Below are 16652 nucleotides of genomic sequence, written 5' to 3'. Positions count from 1 at the left end.
TCGGATATTTGGGTTCATCTTGTTTTCGTTTCAAAGGTTTCAACCAATAGTGCAAGTGTGCGTGCCATGACACCGGTAGCCCCCGCCGTGCACAATTCGGAGTTGTTCGAGGTTGTGGAAGTTCCGGCAATATCCAGATGGACCCACGGAGTGTCTTCGGCAAATTCACCGATGAAGGCCCCGCCCATGATCGCATGTCCCGCTCCTCCAGGTGAATTATTCAAATCCGCTATTTTACTATTGCGTACCCGCTCTTTATCCTTTTCCGTAATCGGCAATCTCCAAATGGGCTCCCCGGCCTCCTCTGAGGCTTTGACCACTTGTTCATAGAATTCCGTGTCATTTGTCATTGCACCCGTCATATCCATGCCCAGTGCCGTTATGACACCACCCGTTAAAGTGGCAACGTCAATAAGATAGTCAGCACCATGATGTTTAGCGTAAGTCATGGCATCCGCCAAAACCAGCCGGCCTTCCGCATCCGTATTCAATACCTCTATCGTCTTGCCGCTCATGGCAGTGATGACGTCATCTGGCTTGAATGCATCACCGCTGATCATGTTATCAGTGGAAGGAATGACAGCCACGACATTTTGGTCCGGTCCCAATTCGCCGATAATTTCCATTGCACCTAAAACAGCTGCCGCACCGCCCATATCCGTCTTCATTCCAACGATACCAGCCTTCGTTTTCAATGAGTATCCACCCGTATCGAATGTGATTCCTTTACCGACCAACCCGATGACATCCTTCCATTCATCCTTACCTTGATACTTCAGGACGATCATTTTCGGAGGCTCGACCGAACCTTTATTGACAGCAAGGAGTGCGCCCATTCCCAACTTGAGCATGTCTTCCTTCTCGAGGATCTCCACTTCAAAACCATAACGTTCGCCCAAGGCAGATGAATAATCCGCCAAATCCGTGGAAGTCAATAAATTGCCTGGTGTATTGACCAATGTTCTGGCTGAGTTCGTCGCCCTTCCAAAGATTCTTCCTACATGAAGGGCGGCACCGACCTCTTCTTGATCAAATTCACTGTAAACCGTAATCGATTCAAGGCTTTTTTCGACCTGGTTCGATTTTTGCTTGTATCCGTCAAATTTATAGGAAGCAAGTTCGAAAGCCTCGGAACAAGCATGCGCAGCGTCCAATGCATCCAGATTTTCCGTCGTGAATGTATCCAAAGCGATCGAAAGTGTCGCAATCTTGGATTCTTTAATCATCTTACGGGCTTTACCCAACGCTTCGCGGAGCGTTTCAAAGGATAGCTCCTTTTCCTTGCCCAACCCTACAAAAATCAGTCTCTTTACGCTTAATTTACCTAATGTATGTATTTTGACCACTGATTTTTTCTTGGAAGGGATTTCCCCGGCCTTCACTAACTCTGTCAGCTGGCCATCCAATCGTTCATCCGCTTCTTTTCCTATCCCTGTAAACTTTACAGGTCTGTCAAATACGCCTAGAATCAGGCATTCGTCAATCAAATCTATATTTAAGGAATTTTTTACTGTGAACATTTGCTACCTCCTCCATTCTATTACATTCATTATAACGAAATCTTCAAAAATTTTCGAATAATGCCCGCAAAATTAATAATAACAAGGGATATTGTTTAGAATGGGTGACTTTAGAGTAATAGTATAAGAAAGATCATATTTATACTTATACCGGCAGGGAATCGACAGGACTGAATGGAACTAATAATAAGGTCCTTATTCCGAGCAGGATGTATTAACCCATATATGGATTTCATCTTTACTTTTAACTAGAAAGAAGGCTGATACTCTTGGAATTATTACTCAACTTCCCTTTAATCGCAGCATTGATTGCCATTTTCTTTGCTCAATTCATTAAAGTGCCCATCCACTTCATAGCATTTCGAAAAGTGAACTGGTCACTCATTAACTCCACAGGCGGTATGCCAAGCTCCCACTCTGCGGCCGTGTCAGCCCTAACCGTAGCGGTAGGGATCGAAACCGGAATGGATTCCCCTGTATTTGCCGTTGCCGCGATCTTTGCAGTCATCACGATGTTCGATGCGACAGGAGTGAGACGGCAGGCAGGAGAACAGGCAGCCGTCTTGAACCAGCTCGTTACCGACTTCAATACCTTTGTCGAGCAAGCAAAGAACTGGCAGAAAAAAGCAGATAAACAGAAACAGCAACAATTAAAGGAACTGTTGGGCCATAAGCCAATCGAGGTATTTTTCGGAGCCTTGACCGGAGTATTCATTGCACTGGCACTTCACTTTTTCATCTTTCAAGGGTAGGTGTTCAATTTGAAAATAATCTCTCTTTGCCCCAGCAATACGGAACTATGCACATATCTAGGAATTGAAGATCAGCTGATCGCCATCGATGACTACTCAGATTGGCCTGAAACCATACAGCACCTTCCTAAGGTGGGGCCCGACTTATCGATCGATATCGATCATGTAGAATCACTAAAACCCGATTTGGTGCTGGCTTCACTGAGTGTACCGGGCATGGAAAAAAACATCGGGGGGCTAAAAGAACGGAACATCCCCCATATCATCTTCAACCCGCAATCACTTGAGGATATCGCAAAAGATTTACTGACCTTGGGCGAGGCAATGGATCTAAAGGAAAAAGCAGAGGAACAAGCTGCCAAATTCCGTGATGCCATCCTTCAATATAAAAACATCGCCGACAAAATCGAATCAAAGCCGTCCCTATATTGGGAATGGTGGCCTAATCCCATATTCAGCCCCGGAGGAGTTAATTGGTTATCCGAGATCAGCACGCTTGCGGGAGGATATAACCTTTTCGAAGATGTCGACATGGCAAGCATTCAAGTCACTTCCGAAGAGGTCCAAAAAAGGGATCCCGACCATATTTGCTTAGCTTGGGTCGGTGTCCCTTTACGAAAAGTAAACCCGGCGCTTGTCAAGAAACGGAAAGGGTGGACTGATATGAAGGCCGTCCGGAATAACAATATTCACATCATGGAAGAACCTTTATTTTGCCGGCCTTCCCCGCGTTTACTGGATGGGCTGTCCAAATTGGCAAAGACTCTGCACCCTGAAGCCTACAAAAGCATGGCCTAAGGGCGTTCCCAAATGAAACAGAAAAGGCTGCCTCAATTAAGGCAGCCTTTCACTTTCCTTTTTGCCCATCATTAAAAAGCAAAGGAAGCTACATTTTCATTCAATGTTTTCTCAGCGATTTTCGGCTTGAATACCTGCTTGATCTTGGTTTCATTCAACTTGCTTAACTGTTCTTCAGATAACTCGCCGTTCCCTTTTTGGACAACATATACTTCAAGGGTTTTCTTTCCCCAGTTCTCGTACACATCTTGTACCGTTTCGTAGTATAGATCCAGGTGATTCCCTTTGATTGCACCGCCCTTGTCTGCAACAACCCCATATCCATAGCCCGGAATCCAAAGGATGGTTCCTAGAGGGAAAACGGTAAGATCGGCGGCAATGGTGGAAAACAGATCCCGTTTCACCTTCACTCCTGAATAAGTGATGCCATAGGATGGGCTTTTCGGGTACTTCCCGGTTGATTCGTACCCTGCTGTATATCCTGTAGCCAAAACTTCATGCTTCGGGTATTTCGAGAGCTCGAGTGCCTCCGCTATCGTCGTCGGAACATTGCTCGTGGATGCCGATGCCATCAGCGTTGCCACTTGACCTCCACTATGGATCGCTTTATATTCGAAACCAAGCATTCGATGTTGCCTCATTGCCTCTTCAAAAGGGTGATCTTCAGGCACAGCCCCAAAAACATGATTTACGGTCGATTCGATGGCCAAGATAAATAATATGATAATAGCAACCCTTAAAAATAATGCCTTTACAATCTTCATATGTATCAATTCCACTCCTCTCACAAGGATATTTGTTCCCTTTACGGAGTGAAAGTATTCATAAAGCATGGAAAGAACCAATTTTCCTTACAAAAAAGGCTCTTTTCGTAAAGATTGTTGTTTTTAAAACGAAACTATTTAAGGTTGATTGGAGCGGAAGTGTGAGACTCCTGCGGGAGCAGCGGGACAGGTGAGACCCCACAGGCATTTACGCCGAGGAGGCTCACCGCCCGCCCCGCGGAAAGCGAGCATCTGGAGGGGAAATCAACCACACCGCACTACATGGTAAATAGCAACAAAGTATGTGAAAACAGCCTACAAAAAAAGAACCGTCCATACATGACGGCCCTTCCCATTATCAAAACATTTGATATCCTTTATTCCTTAGAATCCTTATGACCACACCAGCTAAAACCGCGCCAAGCAGGCCGCTTGATAAAATAATGATGTCTGCCGTATGCAGGGATGTAAGGTTCGTTCCAAGATTAGAAAAAGATATTCCCGGATTTCTAAAATATTCTATTAGCTTTGTTTCATTGACAATGATGATGAAGACGATTGGAAATAAGAAGACCATGATCCACGAAGAACGAAAGAGCATATTCAGCAAAAAGCCAATTCCGAAAAACAATATGAAAAATAAGAGTATTGAGATAATTAAAACAGGCAATGGCATGTTATTCTTGACCCTCCTTAAAAGCGACACCTTTAGTTTACTGAAAAAATAATTGCTGCGTCAACGACTTATTCCAAATAATACCGAAGAAAAGATAATTACCCAAATCACATGAATAATTTATATGATGTATATCCAAAGTGATCTCCCGGGTTCAACCCGTCAAGCATCGTCTGCATCCTTTCCTTTTTAAAAGCTAAAAGCTGTTCCAATAGTAACGATTGCTTCCCCTCCTCCATGAGCAAATCAGGGTCATAAAATTTAGCTTCATATAATTCATCCAATTGAGCGGATACTTCAAAACTGAGCGGTTTAAGTAAAAATATCAACATATTATCACTTATATCCCCTTTGATGACTCCGCTTCTCACTCCTACAATGCCTTCGATTTCTGTATGAATACCCGTCTCCTCCAGCACTTCCCTTACGACAGCTTCATCGACGGTTTCATCATTTTTGACAAAACCTGCCGGAAGTGACCATTGCCCTTTCAATCCGCCATACCTTTTGTTCACGACCAGCCACTCACCTTTATCAGATATCACAAGGCCGGACACTGCCAGCCAAACATTTTTGCATCGTTCCATCAAAACCCACATCCCCTACATTCATTATAATTAGATAAGATGAAAGATAACTTCCTTGTTTAAGCTTCGTCACCCCCATTATAATCCACAAAAAAAAATTGCAAACTCCGTGACACAATCAACAATGGATGGAATGCCAATGAAAAAGCCATTCAGGGACAATCCCCAAATGGCCATTCTTGATCTATCGAAAAAATTAAAGGACGTTGAATTTACCTTTTTTAGCAACGAGTGAGGCTCCGCCAATCATTAACAATGCTCTGTTATCAACCATTTTCTTCATGAATGATGCAGTCTTACCTGTAACTTTCTTGCCGAATACAACACCAATCGCATTGTCTTCACCAAGTGAACATACCGTTCCTTTGTTTTCGAAAGTGAACGTTTCCAGGTCGCTTTCGTTACGAACCAATTTAGTCAGGTTCTTCGCAATGACCTCACCTTGCTGCATCGCTATTTGTGCAGTAGGTGGATATGGGCGGTTAATTTCCTCGTTGATGATCAAAGCGCAATCCCCTACGATGAAAATATCGTCATGACCCGGTGCCCGCATGTCAGGGTTCACTTTAATACGTCCGCGCATAGCTTCAAAACCGGAAGCCTCTATCACGGAGTTTCCACGTACGCCAGCTGCCCATACAACGGTTCCCGCTTTGATTTCTTCCACTTCATCTTCGCCTTTTGCCACGATGATGCCTTCAGGAGTCGCCCCCTTGATCGGTGTACCGATTTTGAATTCCACACCTTTTTTCTCTAGGTAAGATACTGCATAATCCACCAATTCCGGATCGAAACCAGGGAGGACGGCTGGGGCTGCCTCCACACAGTACATACGGACCTTTTGGAAATCGATGTCATATTCTTTACAAAGTTCAGGGACACGGTTAGCCAATTCGCCAAGGAATTCGATACCCGTGAATCCTGCTCCTCCAACAACGATCGTCAAGCGGTCTTCATTCTTCTCGACCTCAGTACTGTACGTAGCGAATTGCAATTGGATATGGTCACGGATTTTACGTGCCGTGTTCACGTTAGAAATAGAGAAAGCATATTCTTTCAGCCCTTGGATTCCGAATGTTTCCGATTCAGGTCCAAGACCAATCACTAAGTAATCATAAGAAATTTCGCCGTTTTCAAGGATGACTTTTTTGTTCTCTGTTTTCACTTCCAAAACAGAATCCTGGATGAATTTAACTTTGCTGTTAATGACACTTTTGATTGGATAGCGCACACGATCATGATGAAGCGTTCCAGCGGATGCTTCATGCAGCCATGTTGTTTCATAGTGGTAATCATTTTTGTTAACTAATACGATTTCTGCTTCATTTTGACCTAATGCCTTCTGTAAGCGAGTAACAGTCATCAATCCACCATAACCTGCTCCTAAAACAACGATTGTTGGCTTTTTCAAAAGTATTCTTCCACCTTTACGATATTTTCTTGTGATGCTTTCCATAACTAAAATATATTGTCTATCTTATTAATTTCCATTATAAAAAGCACTCTTATTCATTTGTGACGTATTTCACGTAACACTTCATAAATGTCATAAAAAATTCATAAAAATTTTACCAAATGATGTCTAAGTAAATATTAGTCTTTTTCCTTACCTTTTTCAAGTAACAAACCGAACTTTTTCGGGTTAAAATAAAGTCGAAAAACGTTATTTTTCACCCGGTTGCGAACCATATTTATACGATATGCTTACCATTGGCAAAGGGTAATTTCACACAACTCCGAAAGCGGATACAGAACATTCATCATGAAACCGCACATATATAGTCAAAACTTTCCCACTTTTCTAACTTTCCCCGTTTTTTAAAAGATCATCTATGTTAAAATAAGAGAATAAATTTCAGCAAACCTAGTAAATCGGAGGGATAACGTTGGAAGTTAATGAAAAAGTTTATGATATTACAATCATTGGCGGAGGCCCAGTTGGATTATTCACTGCATTTTATGGAGGAATGAGACAGGCATCCGTAAAAATCATCGAGAGCCTGCCACAATTAGGCGGACAATTGTCAGCCCTTTATCCTGAGAAATACATCTATGATATCGCTGGTTTCCCCAAAGTGCGCGCTCAGGAGCTAGTGAATAATTTGAAAGAACAAATGGCAAAGTTCGAACAGGATGTTGTCCTGGAGCAAGCCGTTCAAGATGTGGAAAAGCAAGCCGATGGGGTTTTCAAGTTAACGACTGATAAAGAGATCCATTACTCCAAAACGATTATCATCACAGCTGGAAATGGGGCTTTCCAACCCCGACGCATCGAAATTGAAGATGCAAAAAAATACGAAAACGGCAACCTTCACTATTTCATCGACGACCTCAACCATTTTGCAGGCAAAAAAGTGGTGGTCTTCGGAGGCGGGGATTCAGCAGTGGACTGGGCCCTAATGCTGGAGCCGATCGCCGAGAAAGTGAGCATCATACACAGAAGAGATAAATTCCGTGCCCACGAACATAGTGTAGAAACACTTAAAAATTCAAAAGTTGAAATAAAGACTCCATACATACCTTCAGAGTTGATTGGTACAGACGGACGTATCCATACGATTGTCATCAAGGATACAAATGGTGAAGATACAGAGACCATGGAGGTAGATGCAGTCATCGTCAATTACGGCTTCGTTTCTTCTCTTGGTCCCATTAAGGAATGGGGACTTGATATCCAGAAGAACAGCATTTTGGTGAATTCCAGAATGGAAACGAATATCCCGGGAATTTATGCAGCAGGTGATATTGCAACATATGATGGCAAAGTAAAATTAATTGCCAGTGGTTTTGGTGAGGCACCCACTGCCGTCAATCATGCCAAACAATATATTGACCCAAAAGCAAAAGTTCAGCCGATGCACAGTTCTTCCATGTTTTAACTATATTACGCAGAAACCGGCTTTCATGGCCGGTTTTTTTGTTGTCCCCAATTCAATGATTGTGGATAAGTTTTTCCAATCAGTTATCCACAGTGCTTACCCTTGTCATTCTAAGGGTAAAGAGTGGAAGGAGCCATGAAAGGAGAATGCATCCATGAATATTTTAATTGCAGGAGCCAACGGAACGACCGGAAAGCGGATCATTGGGGAATGAATTATCAAAAAACCCGCAAATGACCGTATACGGAATGATCAGGAAAGATGAACGGGCTCATACGATAAAAGAACTCGACGGGCATCCAATCCTTGCAGATTTAGAGGACAATGTGGATAAATCAGTGGATAACATGGAAGCCATCATTTTTGCCGCCGGATCTGGACCCAAAACAGGGCCGGATAAAACGATAGCTGTGGATAAGAATGGAGCCATTAAACTGGTTGCTGCCAAAAAGAAGGGTATCGAACGTTTTGTCATGTTAAGCTCTGTCCGTTCTGATCATCCGGAACTAGCCCAAGCAGGAATGCGCCATTACCTTAAAGCAAAGCATGATGCCGATGAACATTTAAAAGCAAGCGGGCTGACATATACGATTGTCCGGCCGGTTGCTTTGGCAAATGAACAAGAAATCGGACAAATCTTTGCGGATGAGAAAGTGGATCATACTAATAAGTCCATTCCAAGGGCCGATGTCGCCGCCATTCTTGCCCAATCTGTCACAGAGGAAAAAACATTCAATAAAACATTCGAGATTTCCAGCGGCAAATAAGCATGAAAAAGGGGCACTTATTAAAGTGCCCCTTTTTTCAATGTATTGGAGTTACTTAGCAGTTCTCCGGCGTACCGGCGTTTTTTGCCGTTTTGAAGGAAGACCCGCAACCGCATGAAGCGATGGCATTTGGGTTTTCGATCGTAAAGCCTCCACCCATCATCGTTTGTTTATAATCAATTACCGTTCCATTCAATATATCTGCATCCTCGGCATTAACAAGGATCTTAATTTCAAACTGTTCCAGCTGGCTATCTTTTTCCCCTGGCTCTTGTTCAAAGCCCATTCCGTAGGATAATCCACTGCAGCCTCCGCCTTTAACGGCCACTCTTAAAAAGGAACCCTCTTCACCATTATGTTTCATCATTTCTTTTATCTGAAAAGCGGCAGCTTCCGTTATTTGAACAACTTCACTCACAATAAATCCCTCCTTCTTCTGATATGTGAGATAGAACCATTTCTCTTTATAGTATATACCAAAGAAATTCTTACGCTCAATTTTCCAGCTTGAAAAAATTCATATTCCCCCACCTATTTTACCAACAAAAATTAGTCTATAATAATAGGTGTAGGTATAATGAACCGATCTGTTGGACCCAATCCCAAATTACAATAAGGGGGTAATTTCTATCGAAAGTATACATCCTCTATATGACAAAAGCATGGAATGCCTTTTATGCAAACAAAAGTCGACCACTAAAAAGGTACGGTCACGTTTTGTAAAAGTTACTAAATATGACACGGACTTTTGTCCCATTCATACTGGCTCAGCCGTCAACTCACTTTACTATAATATTTTTGTTAGCCCTCACTGCGGCTTTTCTTATTCCGAGGATTTCTCCCGGTACTTCCCCCCCACTACAATGGAAATCATTTTGGAAAAAGTCAGCTCCCAGTGGGTCCCCCATCATTTTAGCAAGGAAAGATCCATTAAAGACGCGATCAATACATACAAGCTGGCTATTTATTGCGGAGCTTTAAAAAAGGAAAAACATATAATCCTTGCTGGAATCTGTTTACGGATAGCCTGGTTATATAGGATCAACCAAACCAAACCAAAGAACAGGAGGAAAGATTTTTGAAGTTCGCCCTAAAGGAATATGAAGCATCCTATTCAAAAGGGGACTTCAGTGGCACCCAGGTATCGGAAGCCAGAATCCTATATCTCGCTGGCGAAATCTCAAGAAGGATAGGGAATGAACAGGCAGCCATCAAGTATTTTTCATTAGTGTTCGAAAGACAAAAAAATGCCCGGGAAGCCTCCATTTTACGAACCAAATGATTCACCGGCACCAGTTGATCTAAAGTAATTATTTCAAGTTGATCTCGCTGATTAGAATTATGTTTCGAAAGCATGCTCATCACCTCAAGTTTTAATAGTTCTATTTTAAAACAAAAAAGACTGTAGGCAAAAAGGAGTTCTATCTGAAATTTTAAACATAGTTGATTGGAACGGAAGGTGCGAGACTCCTGCGGGAATAGCGAGTCCAAGGGAGACCCCACAGGCGCAAGTGCGCCGAGGAGGCTCCCGGACCGCCCGCGGAAAGCGAGTGCCTGAAGTGGAAATCAACGTCAAAATTTGTGCAAGCCCAAAAAAACTGTAGACAAACTCGATTTTCATCGAGTTTGTCTACAGTCTGGGGCTGTTCCTTCCAGGAACAGCCTTTTATCCGCCATTGATGATTAAAACATTTCAAATTCATCAATGTACTTATATATTTTATCTACCAATTCATCCGTTGTGTCACCAAAAACCACTTCACCGTTTACAAGCGCATATAAGTTACTGGAGCATCTGCCGCAATATCCCAGACAACCATATTCTATGATATCCAAATTCGGATCCCGCTCCAATCTCTCTAGAGCCTCCTGAGCCCCGCTGGCTAGATTGCTTACACAAAATTCAATAATCGGATACATTGTTTCACCTCACAGTTACTAACAAATCATCTTATTACTTTTCCCACTTACAGTCAATATTTACGCATAAAAAATCAGCCGATTTCAAGATATCGGTTGTGATTTCCTTTTATATTCGTTATACTTTTGTCGGGGTACGTAAAAAAAAGAAATTTATCTAATTTTTTATTCTTACTACAAATTGGGGTATATATATTTAATTAAACTTTTAAGGGGACCATTTGGGGGAATCCTATAGTTAAGTGCTAATCAAATTTTTCAAGAGATCAAATAAAGGGGAAAAATCATATGAAGAATCTAGTCATACTTGGTGGCGGGTATGGTGGTATGCGCATGTTGCAAAGATTGCTGCCTAATCAGCTTCCTGAAAATGTGAGCATCACGCTTATCGACCGTAATCCTTATCACTGCTTAAAAACGGAATATTATGCTTTAGCAGCAGGTACCATTCCAGATCAACACATCCGTGTTGCATTTCCTGAACATCCTCGCTTGAAGAACGTATACGGAGAAGTACTTTCCATCGATATGGAAAATAAACAGGTCATTATAGAGAATCAAGATCCTGTCGTTTATGATGATTTAGTCATTGGCCTTGGCTGCGAAGATAAATACCACGATATTCCTGGTGCAGACATTCACACTTACAGTATCCAAACAATCGATAAATCACGCCGCACATATTCAGCTTTGAATAATTTAGGTGCCGGTGCAACCGTTTCTATCGTTGGCGGCGGACTGAGCGGTGTTGAGCTTGCAAGTGAATTAATTGAAAGCCGTTCAGATTTAAACGTTAAGCTATTTGACCGTGGACCGCATATTCTATCTGCTTTCCCAGAAAGATTAAGTACTTTTGTCGAATCATGGTTCGATAAACATACAATCGAAATTGTCCATCATTCAAATATTACGAAAGTTGAACCAAACCTTCTTTATAATGGCGACGAAGCCGTTCAAAGCGACGTCATCGTATGGACAGCTGGAATTCAGCCAAGTAAGATCATCCGCGATATGGATATTGAAAAAGACCGTCAAGGAAGAGCCGTTCTGACTCCTCAGCATTTCCTTCCTAATGATGACAGCATCTTTGTAGTCGGCGACTGCGCGAGCCTGCCTCATGCACCTAGTGCTCAATTAGCGGAGTCCCAAGCTGAGCAAATCGTCCAAGTTCTTGTGAAGAAATGGGCAAATGAACCGCTTCCAGAAAGCTTCCCTACAATGAAATTAAAAGGAACATTAGGTTCCCTTGGGAAAAAACAAGGTTTTGGTCTAGTTGCAAATCGCCCAATCACCGGCAGAGTGGCACGACTAATGAAATCAGGCATTCTCTGGATGTATAAATACCATAACGGTTGATACCAACCCATTACTGTAACATTTCATAAACTGGCCCAATGAGCTGCATGCAGCTCATTCATGGGTCAGTTTTTCTTATTTCTTCCATTATATATCACAATTGTGCTGAGTACCCATATTTTTCCATAGTTTCCACAACTTTTTTGAGACGGACATTTCCTTCTGCAATGATTTCACCTTCGATGAGGACCAGTGGATAAAATAAATCTTCCTCGATCATCTTCGCGGCAAAGCTCTTTTGCTTCAACGTTTCTGGGGGGTTATACATATCTATATAGGATATTTTGAACTTCTGTTCAGGAAACTTTCTCGTTAAAGCGGCTTCAAGCCACTCGCAGGTATCTTTTGAAGAGGGGAGATTCACACAACTCGCGCAAATTTGCTCCGCTCCATACACTTCTATCTCAATTTCTTTCATTACCATACTCTTCCTCCTTCATTTTAATATATTTACTTCATCTTGAATACATTTTAGAACCATTCACCTGTTTCCATCTTACCAGAATAATATAGATTATATTTCCGCAAAGTTACAGTTGGATTTTTTATTACCTTCGCATTATAATATGATTAGGAAAGGAGTCGATTGCAATGTCCGACCAACAAACAATGGAAGTCCAAGTTCAAGAGGTTCTAGATAAGCTTCGTCCGTTTCTTCTTCGTGATGGCGGTGACTGTGAACTAGTTGACGTAGAAGATGGAATTGTAAAATTACGATTACTAGGAGCATGCGGAAGCTGTCCAAGTTCGACCATTACGCTAAAAGCTGGGATTGAGCGTGCCCTTCTTGAAGAAGTTCCTGGTGTAGTGGAAGTTGAACAAGTTTTCTAATAGCCCTTTAAAATAACATGCAGCGTATGGATGAAGGATCACTTCTTCTATAAACGTAAGCAGGCCGGAATCTTTTCCGAGCTGTAATAAAAATAAAGCTGACTCGGCTTTTGCCTTATCAAATGAATTGATACGGCTTGACACGGGTCAGCTTTTTTATATGGACGGCAAATGAACATGGCTCACGATTTCAAAAATTTCAATTCCTTTTTTTCCTGTTCTGAAAGGATTGCCGTATAACTTCCATCATTATCGATTTCCAATTCTTTCACAAGGAATTCCGGAAATCTTTCCTTCAATCCACTGAGCAAACCTTCACTTCTTTCTGGAGATGCCAAGCATAAAACAGTTGGTCCTGCTCCGCTTAGTGCCGCACCAAATCCGCCTTCATTCAGGACAACTTCTTCTATAAGCTCTAAATGAGGGACCAACTCCGCTCTATATGGTTGATGGAAACGATCACTTTGCATCATTTCACCAACAAGTTTCCAATCTTTCGATAGTACTCCTGCAAGCATTACATTTGCGGCTGCACTCCCGCTTATCGCATCTTTATAGGAAAGCGAATTCGGAAGGACATTTCTTGAATCCTCAGTTAGCAATTCAAAATTGGGAATGACAGCGATCACCTTGACTCCCTCGATCGGAAACGACACGACATCCGTTTTTTCCTCCGTATGAAGGCCCACAACCAATCCACCATACACAGATGCCCCCGCATTATCGGGATGCCCCTCAAAGAGGGAAGCATGCCTATTCTTCTCCTCATCGGATAAATGAAGCTCACCAACGATGTTCGCCAATTCAATACCCGCCACAATGGCAGAGGCACTGCTTCCAAGACCCCGCGCCAGTGGAATTTCGCTAGAGACGAAAAGCCGGCATGGGGACAGTTCCTTTCCATAGGACGCCGCCGTTTCCTTGGCAATTTGGACGATATAATTACGATCATCCCTTGGAAAAACAGACATTTCCTCTGAAAGCGGGACGACTTCCCAATGATCTGATGAAGATCCGTGTATTTCCAAGTAAAGTCCTAGCGCCAAACCGATGGAATCGAATCCTGGCCCTAAGTTGGCCGTACTTGCTGGTACACGGATCAAAAACATCTCTGATTCTGCACTCATGCCTGTTTCACACCCTGCAGATGTTCTAAAATGACTTCTTCATCCATTGGCAGCAATGTCGGCTGAATCGTACTTGTATTGACTGCCACATTCGGATCCTTCAATCCATTTCCAGTCAATACAGCAACAATCTTACTTCCTTTTTTGATTTCACCGCTTTTTAATTGTTTATAGATACCTGCAATGGAAGCACATGATGCCGGCTCTGCAAATACCCCTTCTTTTTTAGCAAGGAAATGATAGGCTTCCAGAATTTCCTCGTCTGTGACCTCATCAATTTTGCCTTTGGATTCATTTGCCGCTTCCACAGCAAACTTCCAACTTGCAGGATTTCCAATACGGATGGCAGTTGCAATCGTTTCTGGATTTTCAATAATGCTATCCCGGACAATTGCAGCCGCTCCTTCAGCCTCGAACCCTCTCATTTCAGGAAGGCCTGTTTGTTTCGATTCGTTATATTCTTTAAAGCCTTTCCAGTAAGCAGTTATATTTCCTGCATTCCCAACTGGCAGCGCCAAAATATCCGGTGCGGTGCCGAGAGCATCACAAATTTCGAAAGCCGCTGTCTTCTGCCCTTCAATCCGGTATGGGTTGACCGAATTCACAAGAGTTATCGGTGAGCTCTCACTAAGTGAACGGACGATTTTTAAAGCCTGGTCGAAGTTCCCTTCGATCGAGATGATTTCCGCTCCATACATAACGGCTTGGGCAAGCTTGCCCATGGCGATTTTACCTTCCGGGATGACGACGATACAGCGCAGGTTGGCACGGGCCGCATAAGCTGCTGCAGCCGCTGATGTATTCCCTGTGGAAGCACAGATGATCGTGTCGCTGCCCTCTTCTATCGCTTTGGCAACGGCCATGACCATTCCTCGGTCTTTAAATGACCCCGTTGGATTTGCCCCTTCATATTTTACATGTAAGTCGATTCCCCACTCTTCGGATAATCGATTCAGTCTGATTAATGGTGTATTACCCTCCAAAAGGGTAAGTGCAGGCGTGTTTTCATTAACGGGTAAGAAATCTTTATACGTGCTTATAAGTCCTTGCCAGCTCATTTGATGTCCTCTCCTTCAACTCTGTATGTGCTTTTCACTTCTCTTACCATATTATAATCATGTAATTTCTGTATTATTTGCTCAAATGCAGCCTTTGTGGCAGTATGCGTAACTAATACGATTTCGGAAGATTCCTTTTCATCCAGAGGCAATTGAAGGATTTTATCGAATCCTACCCCATGCTCGGCAAACAAATTCGTGATTTTGGCTAAAACGCCAACTTCATCCTGAACATGTAACCGAATGAAGAATTTAGCGAAAATTTCAGTGGAATCTTTTAATTGTTTCGGAAACTGAGGTGAAACGGCACTGCGGCCATTTACGCCCAGCCTCATATTCTTGATGACCGTCACCATATCCGAAACGACTGCAGTTGCAGTAGGAAGACTGCCAGCCCCCGGTCCGTAGAACATCGTTTCCCCTACGGCCTCCCCATAAACGTATACAGCATTATACTCATTATTTACCGATGCTAAAGGATGTGCTTCCGGAAGAAGTGCAGGCTGGACACTTACTTCGACCCTATCCCCTGCCCTTGAAGCGACGCCGATCAATTTCATTGTATAACCAAGCTTCTTGCTATATCTCAAATCCTCTTCGGATATCTCGGTAATGCCCTGTACCTCAACATCATTCAAGCCAATGTTCATTGAAAACCCGAGTGTTGATAGGATTGCCATTTTACGGGCCGCATCCAATCCGCCTACATCGGCTGTCGGATCTGCTTCAGCAAATCCCAGCTCCTGGGCTTCCTTCAATACGTCATCATAAGCTCTGCCTTCCTTGCTCATTTTCGTTAAAATGAAGTTTGTCGTTCCATTGACGATTCCCATCATTTTCGTGATGCGGTCAGAGGATAACCCATCGACAAGACCGCGTAAAATCGGAATTCCACCGGCAACACTTGCTTCATAGAATAAATCACATTGATTCTCGGTGGCCAATTCCAGCAGTTCCGGTCCATATAAAGCCATTAAGTCTTTATTGGCCGTAACGATATGCTTTTTATTTTTTATCGCTTCCATCAGATAACCGCGTGTTTCTTCGATTCCACCCATCACTTCTATTACAACATCAATCTCGGGATTCGAAAGGATATCCTCAGGATTGTCAGTTAACATTCCTTTATCGACCGCGACAAGCCGCTCCTTCGTCATGTCATTCACTAGTATCTTCTTAATGGATATGGAACAGCCCACTTGATGCATGAGCTTGTCCTGATGGCTTTCAATGATTTGTACGACTCCTGATCCGACTGTACCTAACCCCAATAAACCGATCGAGATGGCTTTCATATTTTGGTTCCCCCTTAAAACTGTTTACCTGAAGAAAACATTTGTATTTGTATAGTAGACATTATAAGTTTAATTCATATAATTATCAATAGTTAGAAAAGATGGATGCACGAACTTTTTTCGTCCATCCCTTGAACGAGTAGGAACGGGTAAAGTTAATTTTTTTATGGGAAAACCATTATGGTTTATTACTTAACGCTCTTCAATGAATCATTTGTACCCATTACAATATGTGGCTTTTGCACGGGATCCATCCATTTCAGTAAACTGAGGACATTCTTTTCGGAAGGGCTATAAGGGCGGCCATCATCAATCTTTGCAT

At 42.7% G+C, this 16652-nt stretch carries 19 protein-coding genes; 8 read left to right on the top strand and 11 right to left on the bottom strand.

From position 1 onward, the window contains the following. Positions 1–14: 14 nt before the first annotated feature. On the bottom strand, positions 15–1520 hold the full coding sequence (locus ACIQYG_RS05675) for a leucyl aminopeptidase (RefSeq protein ID WP_402836119.1): 1506 nt from the start codon (positions 1518–1520) through the stop codon (positions 15–17). Between the two features lie 269 nt (positions 1521–1789). Here ACIQYG_RS05675 and ACIQYG_RS05670 point away from each other — a divergent pair, with 269 nt between their 5' ends. Further along, positions 1790–2272 (top strand): divergent PAP2 family protein, encoded by a 483-nt coding sequence (locus ACIQYG_RS05670; RefSeq protein ID WP_402836117.1) that lies wholly within the window; start codon positions 1790–1792, stop codon positions 2270–2272. 9 nt (positions 2273–2281) lie between these two features. Continuing rightward, positions 2282–3070: a cobalamin-binding protein gene (locus ACIQYG_RS05665; RefSeq protein ID WP_402836115.1), complete on the top strand. Its 789-nt coding sequence runs from the start codon at positions 2282–2284 to the stop codon at positions 3068–3070. Positions 3071–3141: 71 nt separating this feature from the next. Here ACIQYG_RS05665 and ACIQYG_RS05660 read toward each other — a convergent pair whose 3' ends face one another. From ACIQYG_RS05660 to ACIQYG_RS05645, 4 genes are all read right to left on the bottom strand, one after another. Beyond that, entirely contained in the window at positions 3142–3834 is a 693-nt protein-coding gene (locus ACIQYG_RS05660) for a 3D domain-containing protein (protein WP_402836113.1), read from the bottom strand. Positions 3835–4192: 358 nt separating this feature from the next. Further along, positions 4193–4510 (bottom strand): YuiB family protein, encoded by a 318-nt coding sequence (locus ACIQYG_RS05655; RefSeq protein ID WP_034310217.1) that lies wholly within the window; start codon positions 4508–4510, stop codon positions 4193–4195. A gap of 107 nt (positions 4511–4617) precedes the next feature. Beyond that, on the bottom strand, positions 4618–5097 hold the full coding sequence (locus ACIQYG_RS05650) for an NUDIX domain-containing protein (RefSeq protein ID WP_402836356.1): 480 nt from the start codon (positions 5095–5097) through the stop codon (positions 4618–4620). 196 nt (positions 5098–5293) lie between these two features. Further along, the gene (locus ACIQYG_RS05645) at positions 5294–6508 is read right to left on the bottom strand and encodes an NAD(P)/FAD-dependent oxidoreductase (RefSeq protein ID WP_402836110.1); all 1215 of its coding nucleotides are present in this window, start codon (positions 6506–6508) and stop codon (positions 5294–5296) included. A 475-nt stretch (positions 6509–6983) separates the two neighbouring features. On the opposite strand from ACIQYG_RS05645, the gene ACIQYG_RS05640 reads away from it, so the two are divergent. Next, positions 6984–7976, top strand: coding sequence for an NAD(P)/FAD-dependent oxidoreductase (locus ACIQYG_RS05640; RefSeq protein WP_402836108.1), 993 nt, complete (start codon positions 6984–6986; stop codon positions 7974–7976). Positions 7977–8143: 167 nt separating this feature from the next. Beyond that, on the top strand, positions 8144–8743 hold the full coding sequence (locus ACIQYG_RS05635) for an SDR family oxidoreductase (RefSeq protein ID WP_402836106.1): 600 nt from the start codon (positions 8144–8146) through the stop codon (positions 8741–8743). A gap of 55 nt (positions 8744–8798) precedes the next feature. Here ACIQYG_RS05635 and ACIQYG_RS05630 read toward each other — a convergent pair whose 3' ends face one another. Further along, positions 8799–9161, bottom strand: coding sequence for a HesB/IscA family protein (locus ACIQYG_RS05630; RefSeq protein WP_063574759.1), 363 nt, complete (start codon positions 9159–9161; stop codon positions 8799–8801). A gap of 244 nt (positions 9162–9405) precedes the next feature. Between ACIQYG_RS05630 and ACIQYG_RS05625 the strand changes: the two genes are divergently transcribed. After that, positions 9406–9825: a DUF2225 domain-containing protein gene (locus ACIQYG_RS05625; RefSeq protein WP_402836104.1), complete on the top strand. Its 420-nt coding sequence runs from the start codon at positions 9406–9408 to the stop codon at positions 9823–9825. After that, the gene (locus tag ACIQYG_RS05620) at positions 9822–10025 is read left to right on the top strand and encodes a DUF2225 domain-containing protein (RefSeq protein ID WP_402836102.1); all 204 of its coding nucleotides are present in this window, start codon (positions 9822–9824) and stop codon (positions 10023–10025) included. Before ACIQYG_RS05625 ends, ACIQYG_RS05620 begins: the two co-directional genes overlap by 4 nt. 401 nt (positions 10026–10426) lie before the next feature. Here ACIQYG_RS05620 and ACIQYG_RS05615 read toward each other — a convergent pair whose 3' ends face one another. Then, a complete protein-coding gene (locus ACIQYG_RS05615; RefSeq protein ID WP_063234046.1) occupies positions 10427–10663 on the bottom strand; it encodes a YuzB family protein in 237 nt (78 codons plus the stop codon). Between the two features lie 288 nt (positions 10664–10951). Between ACIQYG_RS05615 and ACIQYG_RS05610 the strand changes: the two genes are divergently transcribed. Continuing rightward, on the top strand, positions 10952–12019 hold the full coding sequence (locus ACIQYG_RS05610) for an NAD(P)/FAD-dependent oxidoreductase (RefSeq protein ID WP_048687320.1): 1068 nt from the start codon (positions 10952–10954) through the stop codon (positions 12017–12019). Between the two features lie 94 nt (positions 12020–12113). Here ACIQYG_RS05610 and ACIQYG_RS05605 read toward each other — a convergent pair whose 3' ends face one another. Continuing rightward, the gene (locus tag ACIQYG_RS05605) at positions 12114–12443 is read right to left on the bottom strand and encodes a YuzD family protein (protein WP_402836100.1); all 330 of its coding nucleotides are present in this window, start codon (positions 12441–12443) and stop codon (positions 12114–12116) included. Positions 12444–12610: 167 nt separating this feature from the next. Here ACIQYG_RS05605 and ACIQYG_RS05600 point away from each other — a divergent pair, with 167 nt between their 5' ends. Further along, complete coding sequence (locus tag ACIQYG_RS05600) at positions 12611–12850, top strand: NifU family protein (RefSeq protein WP_076368151.1); 240 nt, start codon at positions 12611–12613, stop codon at positions 12848–12850. Positions 12851–13032: 182 nt separating this feature from the next. Here ACIQYG_RS05600 and thrB read toward each other — a convergent pair whose 3' ends face one another. From thrB to ACIQYG_RS05585, 3 genes are read right to left on the bottom strand one after another with little or no spacing between them, the layout of a single operon-like run. After that, entirely contained in the window at positions 13033–13977 is a 945-nt protein-coding gene (gene thrB / locus ACIQYG_RS05595) for a homoserine kinase (protein WP_402836098.1), read from the bottom strand. Continuing rightward, entirely contained in the window at positions 13974–15035 is a 1062-nt protein-coding gene (gene thrC, locus ACIQYG_RS05590) for a threonine synthase (protein ID WP_402836097.1), read from the bottom strand. The genes thrB and thrC overlap by 4 nt, the downstream gene beginning before the upstream one ends. Further along, positions 15032–16330: a homoserine dehydrogenase gene (locus ACIQYG_RS05585; RefSeq protein ID WP_402836095.1), complete on the bottom strand. Its 1299-nt coding sequence runs from the start codon at positions 16328–16330 to the stop codon at positions 15032–15034. Before ACIQYG_RS05585 ends, thrC begins: the two co-directional genes overlap by 4 nt. Between the last annotated feature and the right edge of the window lie 322 nt (positions 16331–16652).

The organism is Peribacillus sp. NPDC096622 (assembly GCF_044762665.1).
GTDB lineage: Bacteria > Bacillota > Bacilli > Bacillales > DSM-1321 > Peribacillus > Peribacillus frigoritolerans_B.
Note: the sequence above shows the minus strand (reverse complement) of the source record. Positions and strands in the feature narration are given on the sequence as shown.